Origin of the sequence: Paraburkholderia fynbosensis, from assembly GCF_902859935.1 — a bacterium.
Taxonomy (GTDB): domain Bacteria; phylum Pseudomonadota; class Gammaproteobacteria; order Burkholderiales; family Burkholderiaceae; genus Paraburkholderia; species Paraburkholderia fynbosensis.
Genome location: NZ_CADIKI010000036.1, coordinates 1 through 23,326, shown reverse-complemented (window position 1 = coordinate 23,326; position 23,326 = coordinate 1). Strand labels below are relative to the sequence as shown.

General features: G+C 56.4%; 22 protein-coding genes. 4 read left to right on the top strand and 18 right to left on the bottom strand.

Translation table 11 applies throughout. The features are described from left to right. The first annotated feature begins 236 nt into the window (after positions 1–236). Genes HV770_RS39210 through HV770_RS35930 form a run of 3 tightly spaced genes read left to right on the top strand, consistent with a single transcriptional unit; the run spans position 237 to position 2,474 of the window. The gene (locus HV770_RS39210; RefSeq protein ID WP_343048410.1) at positions 237–671 is read left to right on the top strand and encodes a reverse transcriptase N-terminal domain-containing protein; all 435 of its coding nucleotides are present in this window, start codon (positions 237–239) and stop codon (positions 669–671) included. Further along, a complete protein-coding gene (locus HV770_RS35935) occupies positions 620–1,717 on the top strand; it encodes a group II intron reverse transcriptase/maturase (protein ID WP_246291530.1) in 1,098 nt (365 codons plus the stop codon). Before HV770_RS39210 ends, HV770_RS35935 begins: the two co-directional genes overlap by 52 nt. A gap of 25 nt (positions 1,718–1,742) precedes the next feature. Next, positions 1,743–2,474, top strand: a complete 732-nt coding sequence (locus tag HV770_RS35930) for an IS6 family transposase (RefSeq protein ID WP_175166183.1) — start codon at positions 1,743–1,745, stop codon at positions 2,472–2,474. Positions 2,475–2,858: 384 nt separating this feature from the next. Here HV770_RS35930 and HV770_RS35925 read toward each other — a convergent pair whose 3' ends face one another. The 4 genes from HV770_RS35925 to HV770_RS35910 all read right to left on the bottom strand — a co-directional run bounded on the left by HV770_RS35925 (position 2,859) and on the right by HV770_RS35910 (position 7,606). Then, on the bottom strand, positions 2,859–3,923 hold the full coding sequence (locus HV770_RS35925) for a porin (protein WP_175166182.1): 1,065 nt from the start codon (positions 3,921–3,923) through the stop codon (positions 2,859–2,861). 85 nt (positions 3,924–4,008) lie between these two features. Continuing rightward, positions 4,009–5,493, bottom strand: coding sequence for a M81 family metallopeptidase (locus HV770_RS35920; protein WP_175166181.1), 1,485 nt, complete (start codon positions 5,491–5,493; stop codon positions 4,009–4,011). Positions 5,494–5,556: 63 nt separating this feature from the next. Beyond that, a complete protein-coding gene (locus HV770_RS35915) occupies positions 5,557–6,849 on the bottom strand; it encodes an MFS transporter (RefSeq protein ID WP_175166180.1) in 1,293 nt (430 codons plus the stop codon). Further along, the gene (locus tag HV770_RS35910; RefSeq protein ID WP_281366320.1) at positions 6,842–7,606 is read right to left on the bottom strand and encodes an aspartate/glutamate racemase family protein; all 765 of its coding nucleotides are present in this window, start codon (positions 7,604–7,606) and stop codon (positions 6,842–6,844) included. The genes HV770_RS35915 and HV770_RS35910 overlap by 8 nt, the downstream gene beginning before the upstream one ends. A 114-nt stretch (positions 7,607–7,720) precedes the next feature. On the opposite strand from HV770_RS35910, the gene HV770_RS35905 reads away from it, so the two are divergent. Next, a complete protein-coding gene (locus HV770_RS35905) occupies positions 7,721–8,617 on the top strand; it encodes a LysR substrate-binding domain-containing protein (RefSeq protein WP_175166178.1) in 897 nt (298 codons plus the stop codon). 327 nt (positions 8,618–8,944) lie between these two features. On the opposite strand, the gene istB is transcribed toward HV770_RS35905, so the two are convergent. The 14 genes from istB to HV770_RS35835 all read right to left on the bottom strand — a co-directional run. Further along, positions 8,945–9,733, bottom strand: coding sequence for an IS21-like element helper ATPase IstB (istB, locus tag HV770_RS35900; protein ID WP_175166177.1), 789 nt, complete (start codon positions 9,731–9,733; stop codon positions 8,945–8,947). A gap of 6 nt (positions 9,734–9,739) precedes the next feature. Next, the gene (gene istA / locus HV770_RS35895) at positions 9,740–11,257 is read right to left on the bottom strand and encodes an IS21 family transposase (RefSeq protein ID WP_217468694.1); all 1,518 of its coding nucleotides are present in this window, start codon (positions 11,255–11,257) and stop codon (positions 9,740–9,742) included. Positions 11,258–12,383: 1,126 nt separating this feature from the next. Continuing rightward, complete coding sequence (locus HV770_RS35890; protein WP_246291533.1) at positions 12,384–12,725, bottom strand: hypothetical protein; 342 nt, start codon at positions 12,723–12,725, stop codon at positions 12,384–12,386. Between the two features lie 226 nt (positions 12,726–12,951). Then, positions 12,952–13,758, bottom strand: coding sequence for a 2,5-didehydrogluconate reductase DkgB (gene dkgB, locus HV770_RS35885; protein WP_175166176.1), 807 nt, complete (start codon positions 13,756–13,758; stop codon positions 12,952–12,954). Positions 13,759–13,979: 221 nt separating this feature from the next. After that, positions 13,980–14,732: an SDR family oxidoreductase gene (locus HV770_RS35880; protein ID WP_175166175.1), complete on the bottom strand. Its 753-nt coding sequence runs from the start codon at positions 14,730–14,732 to the stop codon at positions 13,980–13,982. Continuing rightward, positions 14,729–15,838 (bottom strand): sugar kinase, encoded by a 1,110-nt coding sequence (locus tag HV770_RS35875; protein WP_175166174.1) that lies wholly within the window; start codon positions 15,836–15,838, stop codon positions 14,729–14,731. The genes HV770_RS35880 and HV770_RS35875 overlap by 4 nt, the downstream gene beginning before the upstream one ends. 93 nt (positions 15,839–15,931) lie before the next feature. Continuing rightward, positions 15,932–16,924 carry an amidohydrolase family protein gene (locus HV770_RS35870; protein WP_217468693.1) on the bottom strand — a complete coding sequence of 331 codons (993 nt, stop codon included), beginning with the start codon at positions 16,922–16,924 and terminating at the stop codon, positions 15,932–15,934. 117 nt (positions 16,925–17,041) lie between these two features. Further along, positions 17,042–17,824, bottom strand: coding sequence for an amino acid ABC transporter ATP-binding protein (locus HV770_RS35865; RefSeq protein WP_175166172.1), 783 nt, complete (start codon positions 17,822–17,824; stop codon positions 17,042–17,044). A 20-nt stretch (positions 17,825–17,844) separates the two neighbouring features. Beyond that, the gene (locus HV770_RS35860; protein WP_175166171.1) at positions 17,845–18,642 is read right to left on the bottom strand and encodes a transporter substrate-binding domain-containing protein; all 798 of its coding nucleotides are present in this window, start codon (positions 18,640–18,642) and stop codon (positions 17,845–17,847) included. 28 nt (positions 18,643–18,670) lie between these two features. Then, positions 18,671–19,381 (bottom strand): amino acid ABC transporter permease, encoded by a 711-nt coding sequence (locus tag HV770_RS35855; RefSeq protein WP_175166170.1) that lies wholly within the window; start codon positions 19,379–19,381, stop codon positions 18,671–18,673. Beyond that, positions 19,382–20,059 (bottom strand): amino acid ABC transporter permease, encoded by a 678-nt coding sequence (locus HV770_RS35850; RefSeq protein WP_175166169.1) that lies wholly within the window; start codon positions 20,057–20,059, stop codon positions 19,382–19,384. 483 nt (positions 20,060–20,542) lie between these two features. Continuing rightward, positions 20,543–21,661, bottom strand: coding sequence for a porin (locus HV770_RS35845; RefSeq protein WP_175166168.1), 1,119 nt, complete (start codon positions 21,659–21,661; stop codon positions 20,543–20,545). A gap of 263 nt (positions 21,662–21,924) precedes the next feature. Then, positions 21,925–22,926 (bottom strand): Ldh family oxidoreductase, encoded by a 1,002-nt coding sequence (locus HV770_RS35840; protein WP_175166167.1) that lies wholly within the window; start codon positions 22,924–22,926, stop codon positions 21,925–21,927. Between the two features lie 210 nt (positions 22,927–23,136). Further along, positions 23,137–23,326, bottom strand: a 190-nt coding sequence (locus HV770_RS35835; protein WP_175166166.1) for an NAD(P)(+) transhydrogenase (Re/Si-specific) subunit beta, incomplete at its 5' end; no start/stop codon positions are given.

The window sequence follows — 23,326 nt, the reverse complement described above, 5'->3', positions numbered from 1 at the left end:
ACCTAACCCGGCGTACTTCACAGGCGGAACGTGGAAACCCCGTATCGCTCCCTCGGGACAGCAGGCTGCGAAGCCTGCCTATGGCGGTGCGGGCATGGGATGTCGGAAGAGGCGAACGCCGGGCTGTAATGGTCCGGATACTGGTTTAAACGTTACCCGACACGAAAGTGAGCCTACGTCCGACTGGTCTTACCTCGCAAGAGAATTTGCGGAATCGTGATGATGAGGAAAGGCAAATGACGACAGCGGTTAAACCGTTGTTTGGTGCGTCCTCTAAGGTTGCAAGCTGGGACGCCATCGATTGGCACGCCATCAAGCAACAGGTACAGCGACTGCAGATGCGTATTGCGAAGGCAGCTCGGGAAAGGCGTTGGGGCAAGGTGCAAGCCTTGCAATGGCTCCTGACCCACGCGTTCTCGGCCAGGTTATTAGCCGTGCGACGCGTGACCCAGAACTCCGGCCGCAACACAGCAGGAGTAGATGGTGTTGTCTGGAAAACCGCAGCCCGGAAACTCATGGCTGCCCGGTCACTACAGCGGCGGGGCTACCGCCCGCAGCCGCTGCGGCGTATCTATATCCCCAAAAAGAACGGCAAACTTCGGCCCCTCGGATCCCCGCTATGTCCGACCGCGCCCAGCAAGCGCTCCATCTGCTGGGTCTGGAACCGGTAGCTGAGATGCTGGCGGACCCGAATGCATATGGGTTCCGACCCAAACGCTCCACCGCCGATGCTATTGGCCAATGCTTCACAGTTTTAGCACCGAAGCAAGGCGCCCAATGGATTCTCGAAGGAGATATTAAAGCCTGCTTTGACCGAATCAGTCACCCCTGGCTGATTGACCATATCCCGATGGATAAACCTATCCTAAGGAAATGGCTGGCGGCAGGTTACATGGAAGAAGGCGTCGTCTACCCCACGGAAGCTGGTACACCTCAAGGCGGAATCGCATCACCGGTTTTGGCAAATATGGCACTGGATGGTTTAGAGGACGTCGCTCGACGGGCGGCCCCCCGCAACCAGAAAATCCATGTCGTCAAATATGCCGATGATTTTATCATCACGTGCGCGTCGAAAGAAGTGCTCGAGACGATGGCGAAGCCTGCGGTTGTCGCCTTCCTCAAGGAACGTGGTCTGGAACTCTCTGACGAGAAGACCCGCATCACGCACATCGACGACGGCTTTGACTTTCTCGGATTCAACGTGCGCAAGTACGCGGGCAAGCTACTTATCAAGCCCTCCAAGAAAGCAGTCCTCAGCTTTCTGAAAAAGATTCGAGGAACAATCAGGGCCAACATTGCAGCCAAGACGGAAGATCTGATCCGGCAACTCAACAGCAAGTTGAGGGGCTGGGCCAACTACTATCGTCACGTGGTCGCAAAGAAAGCCTTCGCCTATGTTGACCACCATGTGTTTCAGGCGCTGATCGCATGGATCAATCGACGGCACCCCAACAAATCGGCACGATGGAAGCGTCAGCGATACTTTCGCTCCGAAGGTCGACGCAATTGGGTGTTTTTCGCATTGACCCGTGATGGACTGGGGAAAGCCACTTGCCTTGATCTGTTTCAAGCCGCCAGTGTTCCAATTACCCGGCACATCAAGATTCAAGCGAACGCCACCCCCTACGACCCAGCTATCACGGATTACTTCGCTCGGCGTGCGCATTTCCGACGAGTAAGTCGCTTGGCATGGCGTGGGATGGCAGTGTCAAGTTGAAGGCCGCGCTGGCTAGAATGGCGAGATGAAGAAAGCTCCCTCGCCGTATCACGGCTTCCGTTTCCCAGCTGCGGTCATCAGCTGCGCGGTACGCTGGTACTACCGCTTCAACCTGAGCCTGCGCGACATCGAGGAACTGCTGCTCGAACGCGGCGTGACCGTGACATATGAATCGGTGCGCAACTGGTGCGACCGGTTCGGTCCGATGTTCGCGTGTCGGGCGAAGGCAGTCCGGCCGCGGCCGGGCACGACGTGGCATCTCGATGACCTGTTCGTGAAACTGCGCGGTAAGCCATACGTGCTGTGGCGCGCGGTGGATGAGCACGGCGTCGAACTCGACGTGCTGCTGCAAAAGCGCCGTGACAAGATTGCGGCAAAGCGCTTCTTCAGGAAGATGCTGCGCTCGTACCCGGTGCCCCGGAAGATTGTCACCGACCAGCTGCGCAGCTATTCGGCGGCAAGATCCGAGGTGCCGCAGCTGGCCGGCGTGAAGCACGTCTTCGTGAAGGCCTCGGCACGGGTCAATAATCGCGCGGAGAACAGCCACCAGCCGACGCGCCGGCGCGAGCGCCAGATGCAGGGATTTCGCGACCCGCGTCGTACGCAAAACTTTTTGTCGAGCTTCGGCCCGATCCGCCAGCACTTTGCGCTGCCGCGGCACCGGATGAGTGCAGGTTATCATCGCTCACAACTGCGGGGACGCCTGGCCACCTGGTTCCAACGGACCGTCACTGAGTCGACCGGTATCGATCAATAATCAACAGGATTCCTACTCATACTGTATTGGTGCGTACTCACGCGGTTAATTTGACAAAGCCCTCGTGAGGTTGCGCTGAGCCGAGTCAACAAGGGCATGCAATTGAAGGTCCACTCGGGAGAGTGGGACTCTCTCAAAGCCGAGGTCATTTGGGCCATGAAGCGCACCGACCAGTTGCTGGAGAACGAGAGCGGGACACCCGAGTCGAATAGGGCATGAAGAGCCGCTTCAAATCCAGCAAGACCCGGCTTCAGCTTGAGTAGCTTCAGGGCCTGGCTGCCGCACACGCAGGTTTGTCGCGTTCCAGGTCCGCCTACCGTGACGGCCGAAATGGGACTGAAACACCGTCATACGGCAACCGGACGCGTCTGTAGGCGGGCCGCCTTAAAATCGCGTGCGCAAAGCGACGTGGACACCGACTTGATTGACCGACGTCGAAGCACCTACGCCCGTCGATAGATTCAGTGACGGCAAGAGGGCCGGCCGGAAGCGGTTATTGAACGAGTGCGCATAGAAGACGCCCGTGCGAATGTCGGTTCGCTTAGACAGAATGTAGTCCGTCGCAAGATTGAACTGCCCGGAACCCTTGCCTTCTACACGCGTGAGCGACATGCCGGGAATAACAAAGAACGATGGGGTAACCTTGGTCTGTACGCCGAGCTCCGCGCCCTGGATGGACTGATGAAGTCCGCCTTTTATCCCGTTGTAGTAGCTGGAGCTGATATTGCCGTACACGGTAACTCTGTCGAACGCATATCGCGCGCCCAATCCCATTGCACGAGAATCGGTAGCACCGTACAGGCTTTGTGCAATGCTGGCTCCGCTTCCGTTCGACTTGGTGAATGCGAAGTCAATACCAAGCCGACCACGAGTGTAGCGGGCACCAGCGCTGACAGTTCGAGGCGATCCACTTGTCCCGTTGATAGCACCAGCTGCATTGCTGAAACCATACATCAACCCGACCTTGAGACCGGCAATCACGGGGCTTTGCCATGCAGCGGCGTTGTTCACCCATTCGCCTGCGATACGGTTCGAATCGTTGAACTGGCCCGCCCACAGGGACTGGTACTCCATGTTGGAGTCCGCGAACAGGTAGGGAGACATAAAATCGTACTGCCGACCAAAGGTGAGCGTACCGTAGGGCGACTTCACGCCGACGTAGGCCCAGCGCCCAAACATCAAACCACCGGATGCCGTTCCAGTCGACGAGTTGAATCCACCTTCAAGCTGGTAGATTGCGGAGTATCCCCCACCGAGGTCCTCGTTTCCTTTGAACCCGAAGCGATTTGCTGAATCCCATCCGCTTTCCATAAACAGGTTGGAATGGCCAGCCTGATTGTTGATGTATGCAACTCCGGTGTCGATGATGCCATAGATAGTGTTGCTACTCTGCGCGTATGACGAAACAGCAGTCGACGCAAGCACGCATGCAAGGATGGTCTTTTTCATTTGGTAAATGATAAGGATAGCGAAGTTACCGGAGAGAACATTTTTAACGAATTAGCACGCTTTCGACGTCAGCGTGCCCGTTCTATCAGATTTCTACGCTCGAGCCGTATGGGTAAAACTTACTAAGGTCCAGATTCGTGTATCGGAGGCCATCGAGTTTTGTTGTTCCAAGGAAAGCTTCCTCCGGCTCAGTAAGGATGATGGTTTTCGCAAATCCACTGTCATCAAAGCCCCGCCGGAAATGGACTCGTGATTTAATGACGAACACTTGATAGGCATCGACATCCACTGCCAATTCGGTTAGCGAGGACGGGTCCATCACCTGCGTCAAATAGCGTGTGATTACGAGCAGATTGTTGTTGCCGAATGCGACAGTGACAAAGGCAAGTTTGCCTCGATCTGCCGCTCCCACGTCTGGCACATGAGCCACTTGGCCCGCCATAAGCACAGGGTCCCCCGCGGAGGCGTCTACAAGCCCACCTACAGCAAAGCTGAAAGCGTCGCCGGCACGCAGTCCGCTTTGTTGCACTTTGTCCAGTACCTGTGCGTCAGTTACTGTCGCAACCACGGTGTCACTCAATTTCTGGCGAATGATTTCGTCGAGAATCCAAGTTGCGTGGCCAGAGCGGTCGCTGTGGTCAGCGATGACGACAGGCCATGCACCGTTCTCACAAGCTTTCGCCGCATCGGTAACGGCGGAGGGAATGGAGACGATGCTTGTCGACGATAGAAGCAGGTCCTTCTGCCGCCAGATGGTTGAGACGAGGTCACTCATGACCTCTTCCGCGAGCAACCGATTTTGGTTCGTGGTGACCTGTACGAACATGCCGGCGTCCGGAACATCAGACCACGGGAAGCCAAAGAAGATGTTCACGTACACATCGGGCTCCCGAGCTTCCCAGACGAGAGCACGGTTAATCAACGACATCCAGGCCGGACCGCCTGTCCATTGGAGCACCGTCGGTGAGATAACAGGGACCTTACGAGACTTGTGCGTCGGCTTGAAGTCTCCGCGAATGCATCGAATTAGATTTCGAGCAGCGCGCTCTCCTTGCAGATAAGCATCGTAGTGCGGATAGTATTTGACGGTGAACGCCAAGTCGGCCGATTGTAAAAATGCTTCATCCTCGTTCCCGTGGGGGTCAAAAGTGGCTGCGATAAATGCTTTGCCCCCAACAACCTCTCGGACCCGCCGTGCGATTTCGGCCTCTGGCCTTGCGACACCTGACACCCCCATTGCGCCATGCAGTGCAAGGTAGACCCCGTCAAAGGGTCCCTCAGTGCGAAGCTCGTCGAGCATTCGGCCGAGGAAGAACTCAAACGCTTCATTCGTAATCCAGCCCGAACCGATGCCGGTTTTCGGTTGAAGAGGAGATTCGACGCCAACAAGCTCCACGTCAGCATGTTCTCGAGCCGCTTTAACGAATCCACCCATGTAGGATTTAGCGTCAATAGCTAAGAGCGCCTCACCTTTGGCCGGTGACCCTTCATAGACAAAGTCGTCGAGCGTCGTCTCGTTGGACAGGAAAGTCACCGTCTCGTGAACGAAATGCAGTACAGCAATCTTCAAATTTTTCTCCAAAAATTCAGCGTTCGCGGGCCAGCCTTGGCCGCCGTCATACTGTGTCGGTTCTCAATGCGTCGGAGCGTCCCTCCGCCCTTTCCAGGTAACCGAAACTAGGAACGCGCATGCTCCCGCTCCGACCAGGAAAAGAAGCGCCGGAACGAAGGAGCCACCGTAATGTGAGACGAGGAGCCCAATTACGGCTGGCGATATGGAGGCGGCCAATTGACCACCAAAGTTAACGACTCCTGCGGCCGAGCCAATCATTTCGTCGGGCAGGCGCTTCAGCGGAATAGCAAAGACTGTCCCGTAAACGAAGGTGTAGCTCATCATGCACAGCGCCCAACAGAGCAGGAGCGTCCAAAGTTGCGTGCATGCGAGCATGATTGTCATGAAAGCAACCATCGCGAAGGCACCTCCGACGAGAAACCGCTTTTCGTGCTTGCGGCCATAGCGGTCCAGCAACCAACCGACCACATTCAGGCAAACAAAGCTAAATATGTAAGGGAGCGATGACACGAAGCCGGCGGTCATCAGGTTGACGTGCTTCTCCTTAACCAGAAACGTCGGCATCCATGTCATGAGGCCAACCATCAACATGTTGCTGAAGAAGAAGATGAGTGCTGTCTTGCGCATCACGGGGTTACGCAGAAGCTGCTTGACGCCCACACGCTTGGCCTTGTCCTTTATGTTCTTTTCCGGGGCTTCCTTGACGACGAGCCACAGAACGACAGCCATCAGAACGCCGACCGCGCCCAGTACGTGATATGCGAATCGCCAGCCATGATGGTGAATCATCGCGGCAATCCACCCTGAGCCAATCGCGCTCCCAAGGAACGCGGCGCCAATGACAAGGCTCTTCGGCCGGGCGCGCTCGCTCTTCTTGAAAGCCTCAGCGATGGTTACAGAACTGGCGGGTGCAAAGCCTCCTTCTCCGATGCCGAACAGCGCTCGTATGGCAACGAGTGAGCCAAGTGACCCCGCAACGCCGGTCAGCGAGGTAAAAACCGACCAAGATGCGACACAGAAAACCAGAACGCGTTTCGACCCCATCTTGTCGGCCATCCAGCCCGCCAAAAGGTTCGTCACCGCATACGTGACGTAGAACGAGCTAAGCACGAATCCGACTTGGCCGGGGTTTAGAGAAAATTCCTTTGACATCGGAATGATGGAAATACTCATTGCGATGCGGTCTGCATTTGCAAGCACCCACGCGGCTAAAAGGACCACCAGCAGGATGATTTTGCGAGGCGCAGAGTAGCGGATGGCCGGCTCGTCCTCTTTCTCTGAAACGGAACGGCATGCGCTGGTTTCTGAGGTTTGCGAAGACAAGCTACCGGTAGTCTTAGTTGGCTTATTCATGGTCGGGACTAGGTCGAGCGCATTGTTTGTGGAACGCGTGGTATGCGAGTCTCGAGGCGAGTACATCGGCGGCATCGAGAACTGCACCTGTGGCGTAGCTTTCTGGTTTGATTACGAGACCAAGCTCCGTGCATCCCAGCACCACACAATCGGCCTCCGCGAGAGCAGAGGCGACCGCTGCCTCGATAATGGGAGTCGCTGCCGCGACATTGCCCGCCTTGATTTGAAAGATGGCTCGATGCACATCGTTCATCTCATCCGTTGAGCGGTCAACTACCCGAAGTCCCCGCTCTTCAAGGGCATTACGATACAAACCGCTTTCCTGTGTTGCGGAGGTCGCGAGTACGGCCGCGGACGCTGCGCCTACGCGCTTGGCCGCCTTAGCTGTTTCCTCTGCAATGTTTACCAACTCGAGGCCAGGGAACAGTTCGACCACGTCTTTGTGCCACAGGTGTACGGTATTGCAGGCCATGCCGCAGACCTTAGCGCCAGCCGCCCGTGCTGTTCCCAATGCCGCTACGAGCGCCGGGACGGGTGAGGCACCTTCTCCTCGGAAAGCAGCCGTACGGTCTGGCACGCAAAACTGAATCAGCACGTGCGGAGGGTAACTCTGGTCGCGGATTGCTTGCCCAAGAAGTCTCATTTCGCTCCGGCAAGCCTCCAAAAACCGTGAGGTCATGTCTACGCCGGCTTCTGGTCCCATGCCGCCGATTATGGCGACGGGCTGAAGTGCACCGACGAGACCACGAGGTTCCATCGAAATCAGGGCATCGTTTGGCATCGCGTTTCATTACAAGTATTTTTTTGCATGGTAAGAGCGACAAAAATACGTTCATAATGACGTTTTTTGATGCCTGAATGAATTTACGGAATGAAGAAGACGATTGGCAGAACAATACCGTCCAGCGACGCGCTGACGATTTTTGATGCATGCGTGCGTCGCATGAACTTCACGCAGGCTGGCGATGCGTTAGGACTTACACAGAGCGCAGTTAGCAGGCAGATAAAAGACCTTGAAGAATTCCTGAACGTCTCGCTGTTCGAGCGCTCCGGTCGCCACTTGACGTTGACCGATTCCGGTAGGGATTATTGGGAGAAGGTGGTACCGCTACTTGATGAACTGGAGGCCGTGACTGTTCGAATCCAGATGAGACATACGTTACGAAACTCCCTAGACCTGTCTGTCGCGGGGAGCTTCTGCAATCGTTGGCTCATTCCAAATCTCCCGGATTTTCTTAAGGAGAATCCCGGTATCCTCGTGAACGTCACGTCACGCGTAGGGCCTATCGACCTGACTCGTTCCCAATTCGATGCCGCAATTATCAATTCGCCAACTCAGCCAGCGGGAACCACCACAGCAAAGCTGTTTCCTTTGACACTGGCGGCCTATGGGGCGCCTGGCCTGTTACCCGGAGCGGGAAAGCTAGATGCGGAAACGATAGCAAGTCTTCCGCTACTGCATCTTAAAGAGATGCCTGATGCTTGGTCCGATTATCTTGCAGGGATGGGATTGCCCAACCTAAAAGTGACGGCGGCGAGTTTCTACTCGCTGCTACTTCTCAGTTGTGAGGCAGCGTTGGCAGGCTTGGGCATAGCGTTGTTGCCGCCCGAATTCGTTGGTGAGGATGTAAAGGCAGGCCGCCTCGTTCGCTTGTCCCAACACTCGATTCAAACGAAATATAGCTATTGGCTGGCATGGCAATCTACGCAAGCCGAATCAGAAGCCTTGCTTGCGTTTCGTCGCTGGCTGGAAGCACGCTGTGGGTGATGAAAGTAGAGAGAGGGCCATGAGGTCGTCATGTTGTCGAGTAGGACGGATGTGCTGTCGCGTCCGTTCCATTTCTGTGCGCGCCAGCCTACAACTATGCCATTCGTCGACCCACCACCAATCAGTCACGAAGCACACGGAAAACGCCGTTCGCTGTGACTGAACACTGGCCTGCTTTAGAGGTCTCCGATTTGTCAGTTTGCCGTTTCATTAGCACCGCTCAAAAGATAGCTGGGGCGCGGTGTCACGGATCGGCGTAATGACGCCGGGGATGATCGCCGTAATGGCGCCAGTTTGAAGTGAAGTAAAACGCGGATTCGAACGGACTCAAGGATGCGTTTTTTTGGTTGATTTCGCAAGTCGTGTCTGGTCGGGTTCAGGCATTGGCCTGGGCGTGCGGAAGCTGTCACCATCGAGCACGATACGATAGGCGCCGTGTCGCAGGCGATCGAGTGTGGCGGCGCCGAGGATGCGGTTGCCGGCAAACGCATCGCCCCATTCGCTGAAGTCGAGGTTACTGGTCAGGATCGTCGCAGCGGTCTCGTACCTTTCCGCGATCAGGTCGTGGAAGTCTTCATCTTGCGGCGAGCGCAGCGGCTTGAGCGCGAAGTCGTCGACGATGAGAACCGGTACGCTGGCAAGCTGTTTCAGTTTGCGCTCATAGGTACCGGTCGCGCGCGCTGCCTGCAGACTGTTCAATAGCCTGGTCTGCGCGGCGAACACGACATCACGTCCTTGCCGGGCGGCGCAATTGCCGAGGGCCTGTGCCAGGTGTGACTTGCCAGTACCTGTTGGCCCGGCAATGAGAATCGCGACCTTCTCATCGATATAGCGGCCGGTAGCAAGGTCGTGGATATGGGTACGATTCAGGTTCGGCAGCCGGTCGAAGTCGAACGTTTCGAGGGTCTTGCCCATTGCGAAGCCAGCGCGGGCCAGGCGGGTGCGCAGCTTCTTCTGGTCACGCCGGGCGACTTCGTCGTGCAGCAGCATGGCGAGGAACTCCGTGTACGCGAGCTGGCCGTCAATGGCCTGCCGGTTGCGTTGCTCAAGGGAATCGAGCACGCCGGACAGGCGCAACTGCTTGAGGGTTGTGTTCAGTTCAGGACTGGGATTCATGGGCGTTTAGTGGATCAGCAGGGATTGGAGATTGCGACCGAAGCGGCCGCCGTTGACGTAGGTATCGGTGAGCGTTTGCGGGGACTCTCCGATGGGTTCGCTCTCCAGACCTTTGTCCAGAATCGTCTTGACCGTTCGCCACCTGGGACTGGCATGGGCCAGCGCCCGTTCGCATGCGGCATCCAGCCGCGCGTCACCCACCTTGCCGCGAAGCCGGACGATGCCCTGCGCACCGCGCAGGTTGACGAGCACCTCATCGTTGAAGAGCGCCAGAATCAGCGCGTGGCAGGCAGGACCGATTTCTTTGGCCTGCGCCAGACACCATTGCGGATCGTGTTCGAGCCACGCCTGTGCTGCCGGCGGCTGATGATCGCGGACGGTTGAGCGTGCGCCTGGCTTGCGCAGCCGGGGATGGGTGGCAACGAGTTCGTGCTGATGGAACAGCTGCACGACCGTGTCTGTCGCCTTCACCCACAGCGTCTTGGCGACCAGGGCGAACGGCACCGAGTAGAGCGCCTTGTGATGCTGGATGTGAGCGTCACGATGAACGGTGACCGTGGACCATGCGGCGAGCACGGGCGGTACATCGGGCAGCGCCGTCAATAGCGGCTTCTCGATGGCGAAGCGCGCCAGAGGCTGTTCGCGTGTCGTGCCGTGTTCACGAACACTGGCCTCCTGCATGATCCATTCGCGCAACTGCCGGTTGGCGTCCGGCAGATCACGAAACGTGCGCAGCGGCATGAAGGACTTCTTGACGTATTTGACACCCGATTCGACGACGCCTTTCTTCTGCGGGTCGTGCGGCGGACAGGCATCGATCCTGAAACCGTATCCCTCAGCGAGGCCTGCGTAGGAACGCTGGACCTCGGGGTCGTACGTGCAGGCCCTGATGATCGCGCACTTCGCGTTGTCGATGATGATTCGCCCCGGGCAGCCGCCAAACCACTCGAAGGCGCGACGGTGGCAGGCAAGCCACGTCTCGACGGTCTGATCGAAGACGAGTTCGACGTACTGGTGACGCGACCAGCACAGCGTCATGACGAAGAACCACGTCTTGAGCGTATGACCTGATTCGTGGACGAGCGCGGGACCGGCGCCAAAGTCGACCTGCGCGGCATCGGCCGGCGGGAAGTCCAGAATCGTTGTCGCGGTGACGTTACGTTCGGCGCCCAGATGCTTCAGGAAGCGGCGCACCGCCGAATAGCTGCCGGTGTAGCCATGGTTGCGCTTGAGCGCGCTGTGAATCGTCGTGCCCTGTACGTCAGCGTCAAACCAGCTACTGATCTGCTCGCGAAAGGGTTCGAGTGTCGACACGCAGGTACTGGGCAGGTGCGGCGTGCGGCCGAACTGACCTGCAATCACGGTGTCTTGCGGCAGCGGTTGCGCCGGATCGAGCCAGCCGAGCTCTTGCGCGGTGCGCCTTACGGCGGTGAGCTTCTTGCGGCCCATGAGCCCGGCGCGCGCTATGTCGCGGTCGGAATCACCTTGCCGCATACGGACAAGGACTTGGCGGTACTCAAACAATTCGAACCTCCGGTTGGCCATGGGCGCTCCGCTCAGAAAAGAGCGAAGCGTACCCAGTTGGGAAAGTTCGAACCGCGTTCTGCTACACGGCGCAGGTGGCGCCTATACGCCGATCATCGGGTGGCGCCATTACGGCGATCATGGACTGGCTCCATTACGCCGATCCTGCGCTGGCGCCTATGCGCCGATCATCAACTGGCTCCTATACGGCGATCCGTGACATACACCACATGCCTGACGGTGAGCGCGGTTGCGGTGCCGTAGGCGCTTTCAATCTGCGCCAGGTTCTGGATCGAGGCCACGATGCACGCGAGACTTCTGTGCGTGGTGCTCCCGGGCACCGAACTTTCGTTCGCTGCTTCGCATGCGCTCTGCACGTGTTCCTCCGTTACCGAAGGCGATCTGAGCTCCGTGGGCCGTGGAACGAGCCGAAGGCGATTGTTCATCGCGGCACCGTGGGTCGCGATGGATGCCGGAAGGTAGGCTTCTGCACGTGTGCACCTCTCCCGTTCAGCGCTGGTTCAGACGCTCTGAGACGTGCATGGACAGAAGCTGCTTCAGTACTGCGTGGCAGTGCAGCGGCCCGCACCCGAGTTATCGGACCCGCTGCCGTCGCGGCGGCGGTAAAGAAAGTTGCATCAGTGACCACAAGACGTCTCGAATTATCGGTTGGGTCATCGCATCCCGCCACGGGACAACGATGAGCGGAGCGGGGCACAGTCCCGGATCAGGAACTCCGTCGGTTAATTGATTCGTGCTTCCGGCGTTCAGGCAAGTTGCGCAACCTGCATAGCTGGTCTTTCCGGCTCGGGTGGGAAGATGTACCATGACCCATCGCTGTGGCGAAAAAAGAACATCGCCCTTGAGCCCGTCCCATTGTCTGCGACGACGCAAACATAGCGCCCGTGCCTGGATCGTCCAACGTGACTGACTCTAAACCCTCTCCGGGGATCGGGTGCCAGCCAATCCTGAACCATAGTTCTCAGTGACCTTCCTGCATTTGCCATAACTTTCTCCATCCTGTTGCAACTTCACGGTGCGGCGATGGTACGGATCTCGAAGGTGTGACGGGTATGCCTTGAAATCTTCTTCGAACCGGAACCCAGCGGCCTCTCGAACTCGTGGATCACCGTCGGCAGGTCGTCGATGCTCGCCTCACCGAGATCAAATTCGACGCCGTTCGACAGACGCAGTGCAACGAGAGTGCCATCGAAGGAACCTGAGCCGACGGCGTTGGTGGCAGTGTCACCGATGAAGCAGCAGTCCACACGACTGGCACAAACGCCGACGGTGTGCTCACGATCTCGATCGACACGCTCTCGGTGACCGTCGGCGTTCTGGCGACCCGCTCGTGCACTACTTGCGCTTCGGTCTTCCGCGCGATCCAGCCGCGAAGCACGTTCAAATTGAGGTCGTGCTCCATTGCCGTCCTGGCGATCAAGACGCCAGGCTGCAGACAAAGCTGCACAAGCTCATCGCGAGCAGCATCGTCGTATTCACGACGACCCTCTCGCTTCCGGGCGGTCACCGATCGGCTAAGCCAGTCTCATTTCTCTCTCACACACTCTGATGCCAGCTGTCCACGTGGACACGCAGCATCAGTTACGAATTTCGCCCCGGGGCGTCGTTGATGGACCGCATACGATTTTCCGAGGCACGACGTCGACACCTCTACCCTACTGATCGCCGCCGTGCTAGTCCCATTCCGGCGCAAGGTGATCGGGGTTAATTAAACGAAGGTTACGTTCGAGTGCAGCGATCTCTTTCATGTCTCGTGCTGTCAACTTGAGCGCCTGCGCTTCCAGATTGCTAGCAAGGTTTTCGCGCTTTGTCGACGAAGGGATGACGGAATAGCCGAGCCGCAACGCCCAAGCCAAGGCAACCTGTGCCGCCGTTGCGTTGTGCCGGGCAGCGATCGTCTGCACGACAGGGTCGCCGAGAAGCTTTCCATAGGCGAGCGTCATATACGACGTAATGTGAATCCCCGAGGCTTGCAAGAAATCGACAAGCTTCCGGTTTTGCAAGTACGGATTAAGCTCGATCTGATTTGTCGCAATCTCGCCGTTGCCTACAACATCTATCGCGTCCTTGATCAATGCGATTGTGAAATTCGAGACGCCGATCTGACGGGTTAGCCCTTTCTCCTTCGCGTCAGCTAACGCCGTCATATACTCGGCAAGTGAAACGTTATTCTTCAGCGCCGGCCAATGGATTAACGTCAAATCAACATAGTCTGTCCGGAGCTTTGCCAGGCTTTGCTCAAGACTTGGCACCAGTTTATCGGCCGAGTGGTTGTCGAAACTGATCTTGGTTGTTAGAAAAAGAGCGTCGCGCTGTACTGCCGACGCCGCAATTGCCTGGCCGATTTCCGCTTCGTTCCCGTACCGCTGGGCAGTGTCGATTGCACGGTATCCAAGCTCAAGACTAGTCGAAACGGAGTCGATTACCGCCTGACCTTTGAGTCGGAAGGTGCCGAGTCCGAACATTGGAACTACACTCATTGTCTGCTCCATCATACGATTCACATCTCTCTGCTACCGGACGGAGAAAGGCCGCCTTCCGGCATACGATATCGCGCCTATCACTGGACACCTACGTCAGATGCTCGGATGAGCGCTTACACGCTTCTGCATGAACTGTTCCGATCTTCTATAAAACGTGTGAATCCTTGCGCTCGGGTCACTTTCGGATTACAACCGCTTCTCACGAAACCAGCCGATCGCTAGGACGCTGAATAACCGCTGTCTATTACCAGTGTCTGACCTGTGATCATCCTCGACTCGTCCGATGCCAGGTAGAGCGCAGCGTTTGCAATGTCCCTCGGGTCAGCAAGCCCCAGGAGATGCCGGCTCTCGGCGGCCATGGACTTATAATCGCTTGCCATCCGTGTTTTGATTCGTTCGGTCAGCGTCGATGACGCCGCTATGGCATTGACACGCACCCCGCACGCTGCAAATTCCACAGCCATGGATCTTGTCAAGGCAATCACTGCTCCTTTGGCAGCTGTGTAGGCATCACGCCTGGGAACGCCTCGCAGCGCGACTATCGAAGCAGAATTTATTACCGCGCCACCGCCCGCGCGGATCATCTGTGGGATCGCGTAACGGCAAAACAACCAAGTTCCGAAGAGATCAACCGACATCGCTTGCCAAAACACTGCGTTACTTGCTGAAGTGACATCTGAATCGCGACTACTTGATCCGCCAGCGTTGTTATAAAGAACGTCTATTTTCCCAAGACGTCTGGTGACCTCGAACACCACATCCCTTACCTGGTCGTCACTGGATACGTCCACCTCAAAGAAAACGCCATTCCCACCCAGTTCTCTAATCTCCCTTTCGCACTGGGTACCGCGGTCGCAATCAATGTCAACAATCGCGACCGTGGCGCCTTCCTGGGAAAACAGACGTGCGGCGGTGCGGCCTATTCCCGCGCCTCCCCCCGTGATGATCGCGACTTTTCCGTCGAGCCTCATCGTGCTGCTCCGAAATACAAGATCGGCGGATACTCGACTCTCTGTGCTGCAGCGGTTGAGAACATTGCCCTATATCCACGTGCGAACCGGGGTCGCGCTATGTCGCCCCCCAGACCGGTCTCAACGGAATGCGTCCGCGGGGATCTGCCTGAACCATCGGCGAATTGCTCCAGCGCTTCGAGATCTGCACGCGTCGGCAACCCCTCAGAGTCCCCGGTGACCTGAATGGCAAGTGCGCCGATCCGGTTGCCACGGGCGACGGCATCCGCCATCGGCATGTTTTCGAGCAGCCCGCTAACTACACCAACCGCAAACCCGTCCCCTGCCCCTACGGTATCGACAATGCGTTCGACTCGCACACCTGGCACAACTCCTTCCTCCTGTTCAGTCCTGAAGTACGCACCGTCCTCGCCAAGCTTGACGGCTACCCCTCGAGCGCCACGCTCAAGGTAGAAGCCCGCAATCTCTCTGACGTCAGTCCTGCCCGTAAGGATTTCACCTTCGCAGAGTCCAGGAAACACCCAATCAGCGTATTTCGCCAACTCGTTCAGTTGACTGACCATCTCCGCGCGCGAAGGCCATAGCGTTGGTCGAAGATTCGGATCGAACGAGACCGTCTTCCCCGCTCCACGCATTTTTATTGCCAGGTGAAACGCCAGCTCTCTCGAGCTTAACGAAATCGCGGGAGCGATACCGGTCAAATGGAGATGACGCGAGCCAAGCACATACTCGGCGACGTAGTCGTCAAGCGAAAGCCGACTCGCTGCAGAACCTCTCCGGAAATATTCAGTTTTTGGATCCTCGCCCGCAAGTCCCACTCCTTTCAACTGAAATCCAGTGGCAAATCGGTCGTCGACGGTAACGCATCGCTGATCAATCGCCTCGCGCTCCAGCGTCGCTCGAATGTGGTCCCCGAACGCGTCGCGTCCGACCCGGGTGATATAGCCGACGCGATATCCCAAGCGCGCCAGACCAGTGGCCACGTTCAGGTCTGCGCCTGATACTCGCCTGGTGAAATGCTCGACCTCGGACAGAGGGCCGCTGGTCGATGCAACGAAGAGCGCCATTGCTTCGCCGTAGGTCACTACATCTAGGGGAATGTCCATACGCCTTCCGATTCCTCTGAAATGAAATTCTTCACATCCGCCTCAGTGCTCCCACGGCTACCACGAACATCGGTAAGACGCACTCACACACCATCAAAGTCCACTCAAACCGTAGATTCGTGAGGCTGTACCGTAGAAAAGCTCGCCTCGCTCCGCGTCTGATGCAGCCAGTATCGAATGCTTATAGACGTTCCAGAGAGACGAGTACGAAACGCCCATTTTGTCGACAGGGAAGTTGCTTCCGAACATACATCGACCAGCGCCGAATGCCTCGATGCACGGTTCAATCCACTTTTTCCATGCTTCGGCAATATCGCGCGATCGCGCCGGACGGTCCGCGTCGATATAGTTGTAGGCTGTTGTACGACTAAGTAACCCACCTATCTTGCAGAACACGTTAGACCGGAGTGCCACTTCCTCGAGATTACGACGCCAGATCACATAATGATCGGTCTTCTGGTCAGCATAGGGCCCGTAGGTGAGTGGTCCTCCGCAATGATTCAGAACTATGCGGAGATTCGGAAGCCTGTCGGCGACTTCACAGATATCGAGTAGCTGGTTGAAAAACACATAGCTATCGAAAGTGAGGCCCATCTCAGATACCGCCCGCAGTCCTTCCTGCACCGCGCGCTCTCTCAGCATTCCCGGGCGTATAGCGGGAGCGCCGCGTCTGATGGCTCCGCTTTCGTCCCAATTAGACTGGAATCTCACTCCTTTGAATCGCGCTCCACCAATAGCCTGATGAGCCTCCAGCACTTCACGGGTAGCAGTTCCCGCGGTTAGATCGGCGAAGCCGACTATGGCACTCGCAACCGGGTTGCGCTCAGCGGCGCCGTTTTTAGCTGCGTCGATCTGGTCGAGCACAAATTGTGTTTCACCAACCGGCATGAGCTCGGGCGGCCCCTGCGTCCTGTAACCCGACTCGCATTCGACGAACACGCCTGCGACGACGTTGTGGCCCGTCTTCATGTCGGCCAGCAGCTCGCCGGCAAGATATCGAAAACCTGGGCGATTCCACAGATGGTGATGTGAATCGATGATCGGCAAGCCGGGAAAAAGCACATATTCTGTCTCTGCGCTATTCAACCATTGCTCGTCCGGAGGCGAAAGTGTACCAATTGTAAAAGCCCTTGAGTTGCATTCCAACATAATAAGTCTCGTCGATTCCCGTGCTTTTCAACCCGCTTCGTCTTGCGAGCAGGTTCAGTGCGATAGCTGCCCGATAAAATTGCGGATGCGTGGACTCTCGACGTCTTCAAAAAACGCCTTCGGCGGCCCTTCAAATATCAGCTTGCCGTCTTCAAGGAACAATATCGTGTCTGCAATTCGTCTTGCAAACCCCATTTCATGCGTCACACAAAGCATTGTCATACCATCCTCTGCGAGACTCACCATAGTTTCGAGTACCTCTTTGACCATCTCGGGATCAAGGGCCGACGTCGGTTCGTCAAACAGCATGAGGCGTGGTCGCATGCACAGCGCGCGCGCAATTGCCACCCGCTGCTGTTGCCCGCCGGACAGCTGCCCAGGATATTTCCTCGCCTGGTCTTGAATTCTCACCTTTTCAAGAAACATCATCGCGGTGGTCTCCGCGTCCTTGCGTGAAACCCCCTTTGCCTTTCGCGGCGCAAGCGTGCAATTCTCCAGGACCGTCAGATGCGGAAACAGATTGAACTGTTGGAAGACCATACCGGCCTGCTCGCGGACGTCCCGGACATTACGCTGACCGGGTCTCAGTTCATGGCCACCGATTCTGACGGTTCCCTCTTGAAACGGCTCGAGCGCATTCAGGCAGCGAATCAGCGTACTTTTCCCTGATCCCGAAGGACCGCATAGCACAACCCTTTTGCCTTCTTCGACGGATAGAGAGACGCTGTCCAGTACCTTGTGCTTCCCAAACCATTTGCTTACGCCTTTGATCTCGACAGCCAGCTTGCGAGAATGCACAGGCGTGTCTGTCGGCGTCTCGCTCATCGATACCTTCATTTGCAACTCCTCTGCTACAACTAGAATGTGGGCAGATCCTTCGGCATCGGCAGGTGCAAGTATTTTTCATGCAACTTGGCTAAAGTTCCGTCGAGCTTGATCGTGTAGATGTACGTGTTGATCCACTGCAGCAGGTCAAACGAACCATGGCGGACGCCCATCGCGAAGTGAGATTGATACAGATCAAACTTCGCCTCGTCCTTGTCTCCACCCTGCGCGGCATTAATTTGCCCAGGGATGAGCATTCCCTCCGCGATTGCATCAACCTGCCCCGAAACTAGTGCTTGCACGCAACCGGCAACATCGTCCAAGCGGACAATGTTCGTTCCCTGTGGCGCAACGGCAGTCAGCGGCGCGTCGGCAATCCCGCCGCGAATGACCCCGACTTTCAGGCCCTTAAGATCCGCGGGGCTAGAAATTTTTCGGGTCTTTGCCGCAATGATTTGCAGTTTCTGACTACTGTAGGGGTTTGTGTACATGATCTGCTGCGCCCGCTGAGCCGTCACAGCAAGCGTGGATAGAATCACGTCTGCGCGATTCGTCAGCAAAAACGGGATGCGATTCGGAATTGTCACGGGAACAATTTCGAGCTTGACGCCAAGCGCGTCGGCCATGTTCTGCGCCAAAGCTACATCGAAACCATCGGGTTTCATCTGCGCATTGATTTCTCCGTAAGGTGCGTCCGTCGTGTCGATCGCCACTAGAATCTTTCCGCGCTTGATGATCTCATCTACCGACTGTGCATGCGCTGTGGTGGTAAAAAGAAATAGCGTCGCAACCAACATATAAGCCAACGCAAGAAGCTTCTTCAATTTCATTACTAGTCTCCGAAAGGTTTGCTTCTAATCAGACCCCTACATCCTGGAGCCGCGGCTCCAGAAGTTTTGTTGCACCTGAAGCTGACAAAGACTTGTCAATTCGCAGTCGATGATCAAGATATCGACTCAGCAAAGACAGGGGCCAGCACAGGACAAAATAAATGCACATCACGACGGCATAAACGAGAATCGGCCGAAGCGTAACGGTATTGACAAGCTGACTCGCGCGGATCAATTCCTCGAATCCGACAATCGACGCCAGGGACGTGCTTTTAACGACCTGTACGAGAAATCCAACCGTCGGCGCAAGAGCGATGCGCGTCGCCTGGGGAATTACAACGAACAGCATGCTTTGTGGGTAACTAAGGCAAAGTGCCCGAGCTGCATCGCTCTGTTCACCTGGCACCGCCTGAATGCATCCCCGCCAGATGTCGCCAAGAAATGCGCCTGCGTTACATATCATTGCCAGGCTGACTGCAGTCCAGGCATCGAGGGTTAGTCCCATCACTCCTAACCCGAAATAAGCAAGAAACAGTTGCATTAATAGTGGAGTAACTTGAAAAGCTCGCATGAATACACTCGCGGCCACGCGAAGCCAGCGGAATCGCTCCTGCACTCGAAAAAACGCTAAAACTGCGCCGAGAATACTGCCTCCAACGAAGGCAATCAGCGAAAGTACGATGGTCCATCGTGTGGCGAGCACAAGATAGGTCACATAGGTTAAGTTGAACTTATGCATTTAACGATCTCCCGTCGCTTTCCACTTGAAGGTTCGTCCGATGACCGTACCCAGCAACATCTGTACACCGAGGCCAAGCACACCGTAAATAACCGTCGCGACTATGTACACTTCGAAAGGTCGGAAGGTTTGTGACTGGAGAACAGCTGCAGCCGAACTGAGATCGTCAGCCGAGATGGCAGAGATAACCGCGCTTCCGAGTAGAACGAGGACGCACTGCGCGACGATTGCCGGATACACAGCCGCCAGTGCCGGACGCAATACCACGTGTATGAAAGTTTGCCTTCTTGTGAGCGCGAGGGCGCTTGCCGCTTCGATCTGCCCTCTAGGAATGCTCCGTATGCCCGCACGAACAATCTCGGCCGCATAGGCACCAAAGTTCAGTGAAAGCGCGAGTACTGCTGCGACATCAGGATCAAGTCGCACCCCCAGTTCAGGAAGACCAAAGAAAATGAGGAAAATCTGAGCGAGCAAAGGTGTGTTACGAATCACCTCCACATAAGCGGTCCACGCCCAATTGATGATGCGCGGGCTATAGACAAGTTGGTACGCGCCAATGCACCCGACCGCCATCCCAATCGAGATCGAAAGAATTGTGATCTTCAGCGTGACGATGGATCCCGCCAATAGTGCTGGCCATTGGTCGAGGACGGCTGCCAGATCGAACGAATATCCCATAATTCTCATCCAGAGCCTATCACCCAGAAAAGGGTGCTAGACGACAAAAGTACGCAATGTGCTCCACGACGGCGATGCAACTGCGGAGGCATGGCAACGAAGATTCTCTTGTCTTGCCGTCCGCACCCATGCCGGAACATTTCCTGCCATTCTTTCTGCAATCACCAGAAATAGCGTGGGCCTCTGTGTTTCGGTACTCACGCTAACCCAGATCTTTCGCTTCGTATTTCTTATCTCCAACAACGATTCGCTCGAGCTCTTTTCTCTGCCAGTCAGTCTGCCGAGAAAACCGGGTTCGAGCGCGAACCTTCAAGGCAGCGTGGACGATAGCCACGTCTGCAAGACTAAGCGCGTACCCTGACCGGATTGAATAAGTCAATGCAACGCGTGAAGCTGCTTTCAATCATGCCGTATCCAGGGGTACGCGTTTTGACTATCGCGACTCTATCCCAGTCTTATCAGCACGCAGGTGGATTCCTCCGTCTAGAACTTGACTCGAAGTCCACCAACCCCGACGAACTGGCTGTGATTGCTCGAGGGAGCGGAGATCCCTTCGATCCACGCGTTGGAGCCCGATGCGTGTTGATAAAACGCAGCCAGGTAAAGATCAGTGCGCTTCGAGAGAAAATAGTCACCACCGACGCTGATCTGATGAAAATGTGAGTTCGCAGCTGTAGCACTAGTGCTATCGAGCGTGGTGTACATATAGCCGGCTGCGAGATATGCGGCCGGAGTAACGTAGTACCGCGCTTTTGCCTCGTAGTTTGCGAAATGAAGTGAACCGCCAGTATTCAGATCGAACTTCGAGTTGGTGTACAGCAGAGCAACAACCGAGAGGCCCCATGAATATTGGGCACCACCGCCAAACACCTGGTTGCGCTTGACGTTACTAATGATTGATGTACCCGTGTTGTAGAAGTTGTCCGACGGTGCCGCGCCGACGGTGTTGCTTCCCGGATTGTTCGCCAATACGTATGCTGCATCCAGTTCAATGGGCCCATGGACATAGTTCAGGCCTGCGCTCCACATGCGATTGTTTGCGAACTGGCCCGCCGTGTTGGAGAACCCGTACATCGCTTGTCCTGTCAAACCGCTAAAAGTCGGACTAACGTACTTCACCGAGTTGTCAGTACGCCACGTGTTATTGATGCCGTCGTTGTCGTAGACCGCGTTAGCATACTGGGGAAGGTCGCTAGTGCCGTTGGCAGCGACTCGCGACAGGTAATCCTGAACGCTGTTGTACTGCCGCCCCATCGTGAAGGTGCCGTACTGGGAATTCGTCATGCCCACATAGGCTGTCCGTCCAAACAATCGGCCGCCTTGTGCCAGTGCACCCGTATAGTTATTAAAACCGTTTTCCAGCTTGAAGATCGCCTTGGTGCCGCCGCCTAGATCCTCTGAACCGAGCAGGCCCCAGCGAGACCCCATCAGATTGCCGGGGGTCGCCTGATATGCCTTGTTTCCGTTCTGGTTGTTCGTGAACGTAAAGCCAGCGTCAACCACCCCGTACAACGTCACGCTGCTTTGAGCGTGCGCCATTTGCGCAGCTACGCAAAGACCCGCACATGTCGAGATCATCACAAGGCATCTCTTTTTCTGCATGCTCGTCTCCATCATTGTTAACTAGTAGTACTAATAATATATTCCCGCTATCGGGACCGCTTTTGATGTGCGCCTACATTCGACCGACGGCGCTCTTGCTAACGCTGCCTTTTCCATCGGCACGGAAGTCGGACGGCCGACATTCCGAAGCACGATTCGCAGCTCCTAGACTCTTGCTTCACTGCTTGTATGCGGATTGTTTAAAACCATGCTCTATTGTCTACAATACGATAGAGATGTCAACATAAGGGTTTCCCCACGACTTACAGTTTTTTGGGGACCGCCGCAGCAATTGCCGTCATCTGCTCATAGATTCCGTCTGGGACATCAAAGTAACCTAGCCGCTCTCTTTCCCGCCGCTCCCTTGCAGAGCGGGAGAACGGAAGCCTGACGTTCCCGGATGAGCCGGCGACTGAGGCAGTCACAGCGGCCCCGTACTCCTCGACAGCCTTAAGAAACGAGTCGCAATCGCCAAATCGCTCCGGGTCGAGCAGGATCACGAGATAACCGCAGTTCCGGTCATTCCGTGGCAGCCCGGAGGCGCCTATCATCAATCCAAGCATCTGTAGCGTTATCGCAATGCCCGATCCCTTATGCCCACCCCAAGAAGCGATTGCGCCGCCTTCCAAGGCTTCTAAGGCGTCCGTGGTTGACAGGCCGCACTTGTCAAACGCCACCCCCGGCGGGAGCGGTTTTCCGGTCCGTGCGGCAAGCCGCAGGTCTCCAACCATAGCTGCGGAGGTGCCAATATCAACGATGACCGGATCACCCAGCGTGGGAATGCCGATAGCGAACGGATTCGCTCCCATCTTCGCCTCCGTCGTGCCGTGAGGTGCAACCCACGCACCTGAGCTTCCGAACGCGATCGCCACGAGATTTTCCTTTGTCGCCATCTCCACATAATGGGCGTATTGCCCGGTGAAGAAGGTGTTGTAAGCAGCGCCGATGCCCACCCCTATGGCTTTGGCCTTCTGTATGGCAGCTAACGTAACTTTTCGGGCGACCGTGTAGCCGATGTTTCCTCCGCCGTCGAGGTGGATCAGCGCATCCGTCTCGCGTACGATCGCTGGCGCCTCTCGCGTAAGTCCTCGTTCGGCAGCCATCTCGCACAGAGACAAGGCTCGGGAAAATCCGCCGAAATGCGCGCCCCGGAGCTCGATGTCGATAATTTGATCTGCAATGACACTGGCATCGGCTTCCGAATAGCCCTGCGCAGTAAAACACTGCCTCACAAGCTCCCTGCCAGCTTCAATACTTACGCGCATGATTCTTCGATTCCTGGTTGACACCAATAGCCGGGTGACGAAGTCAGCCTGATGAGATGGTTCGTGCAATGCACCACATCTCCAACTTCACCGCCGACGGCAATCGGCACGCCCAAGTCAGGCGGAAAAAGACCGGCGCACTGGGCGCCGGCAACTTGGAGCACCTCGCTTCGCTGCACTGACAAAAACACCCGTTAAAGGGCAGACGCGTCAATCTACTGCCCTCACCATGTCCTCGATCACCTTCTTCGCGTCGCCGAACACCATCATCGTCTTGTCCATGTAGAAGAGGTCGTTGTCGAGCCCGGCGTAGCCCGCCGCCATCGAGCGCTTGTTGACGATCACCGTCCTTGCCTTATACGCCTCGATGATCGGCATCCCCGCGATCGGCGACTTCGGA

Coding starts and splice junctions, on each gene's coding strand:
- HV770_RS39210 (WP_343048410.1), top strand. CDS start 237: ATGACGACAGCGGTTAAACCGTTGTTTGGTGCGTCCTCTAAGGTTGCA.
- HV770_RS35935 (WP_246291530.1), top strand. CDS start 620: ATGTCCGACCGCGCCCAGCAAGCGCTCCATCTGCTGGGTCTGGAACCG.
- HV770_RS35930 (WP_175166183.1), top strand. CDS start 1,743: ATGAAGAAAGCTCCCTCGCCGTATCACGGCTTCCGTTTCCCAGCTGCG.
- HV770_RS35925 (WP_175166182.1), bottom strand. CDS start 3,923: ATGAAAAAGACCATCCTTGCATGCGTGCTTGCGTCGACTGCTGTTTCG.
- HV770_RS35915 (WP_175166180.1), bottom strand. CDS start 6,849: ATGAATAAGCCAACTAAGACTACCGGTAGCTTGTCTTCGCAAACCTCA.
- HV770_RS35910 (WP_281366320.1), bottom strand. CDS start 7,606: ATGGAACCTCGTGGTCTCGTCGGTGCACTTCAGCCCGTCGCCATAATC.
- HV770_RS35905 (WP_175166178.1), top strand. CDS start 7,721: ATGAAGAAGACGATTGGCAGAACAATACCGTCCAGCGACGCGCTGACG.
- istB (WP_175166177.1), bottom strand. CDS start 9,733: ATGAATCCCAGTCCTGAACTGAACACAACCCTCAAGCAGTTGCGCCTG.
- dkgB (WP_175166176.1), bottom strand. CDS start 13,758: ATGAGTGTAGTTCCAATGTTCGGACTCGGCACCTTCCGACTCAAAGGT.
- HV770_RS35880 (WP_175166175.1), bottom strand. CDS start 14,732: ATGAGGCTCGACGGAAAAGTCGCGATCATCACGGGGGGAGGCGCGGGA.
- HV770_RS35875 (WP_175166174.1), bottom strand. CDS start 15,838: ATGGACATTCCCCTAGATGTAGTGACCTACGGCGAAGCAATGGCGCTC.
- HV770_RS35865 (WP_175166172.1), bottom strand. CDS start 17,824: ATGAAGGTATCGATGAGCGAGACGCCGACAGACACGCCTGTGCATTCT.
- HV770_RS35860 (WP_175166171.1), bottom strand. CDS start 18,642: ATGAAATTGAAGAAGCTTCTTGCGTTGGCTTATATGTTGGTTGCGACG.
- HV770_RS35855 (WP_175166170.1), bottom strand. CDS start 19,381: ATGCATAAGTTCAACTTAACCTATGTGACCTATCTTGTGCTCGCCACA.
- HV770_RS35850 (WP_175166169.1), bottom strand. CDS start 20,059: ATGGGATATTCGTTCGATCTGGCAGCCGTCCTCGACCAATGGCCAGCA.
- HV770_RS35845 (WP_175166168.1), bottom strand. CDS start 21,661: ATGCAGAAAAAGAGATGCCTTGTGATGATCTCGACATGTGCGGGTCTT.
- HV770_RS35840 (WP_175166167.1), bottom strand. CDS start 22,926: ATGCGCGTAAGTATTGAAGCTGGCAGGGAGCTTGTGAGGCAGTGTTTT.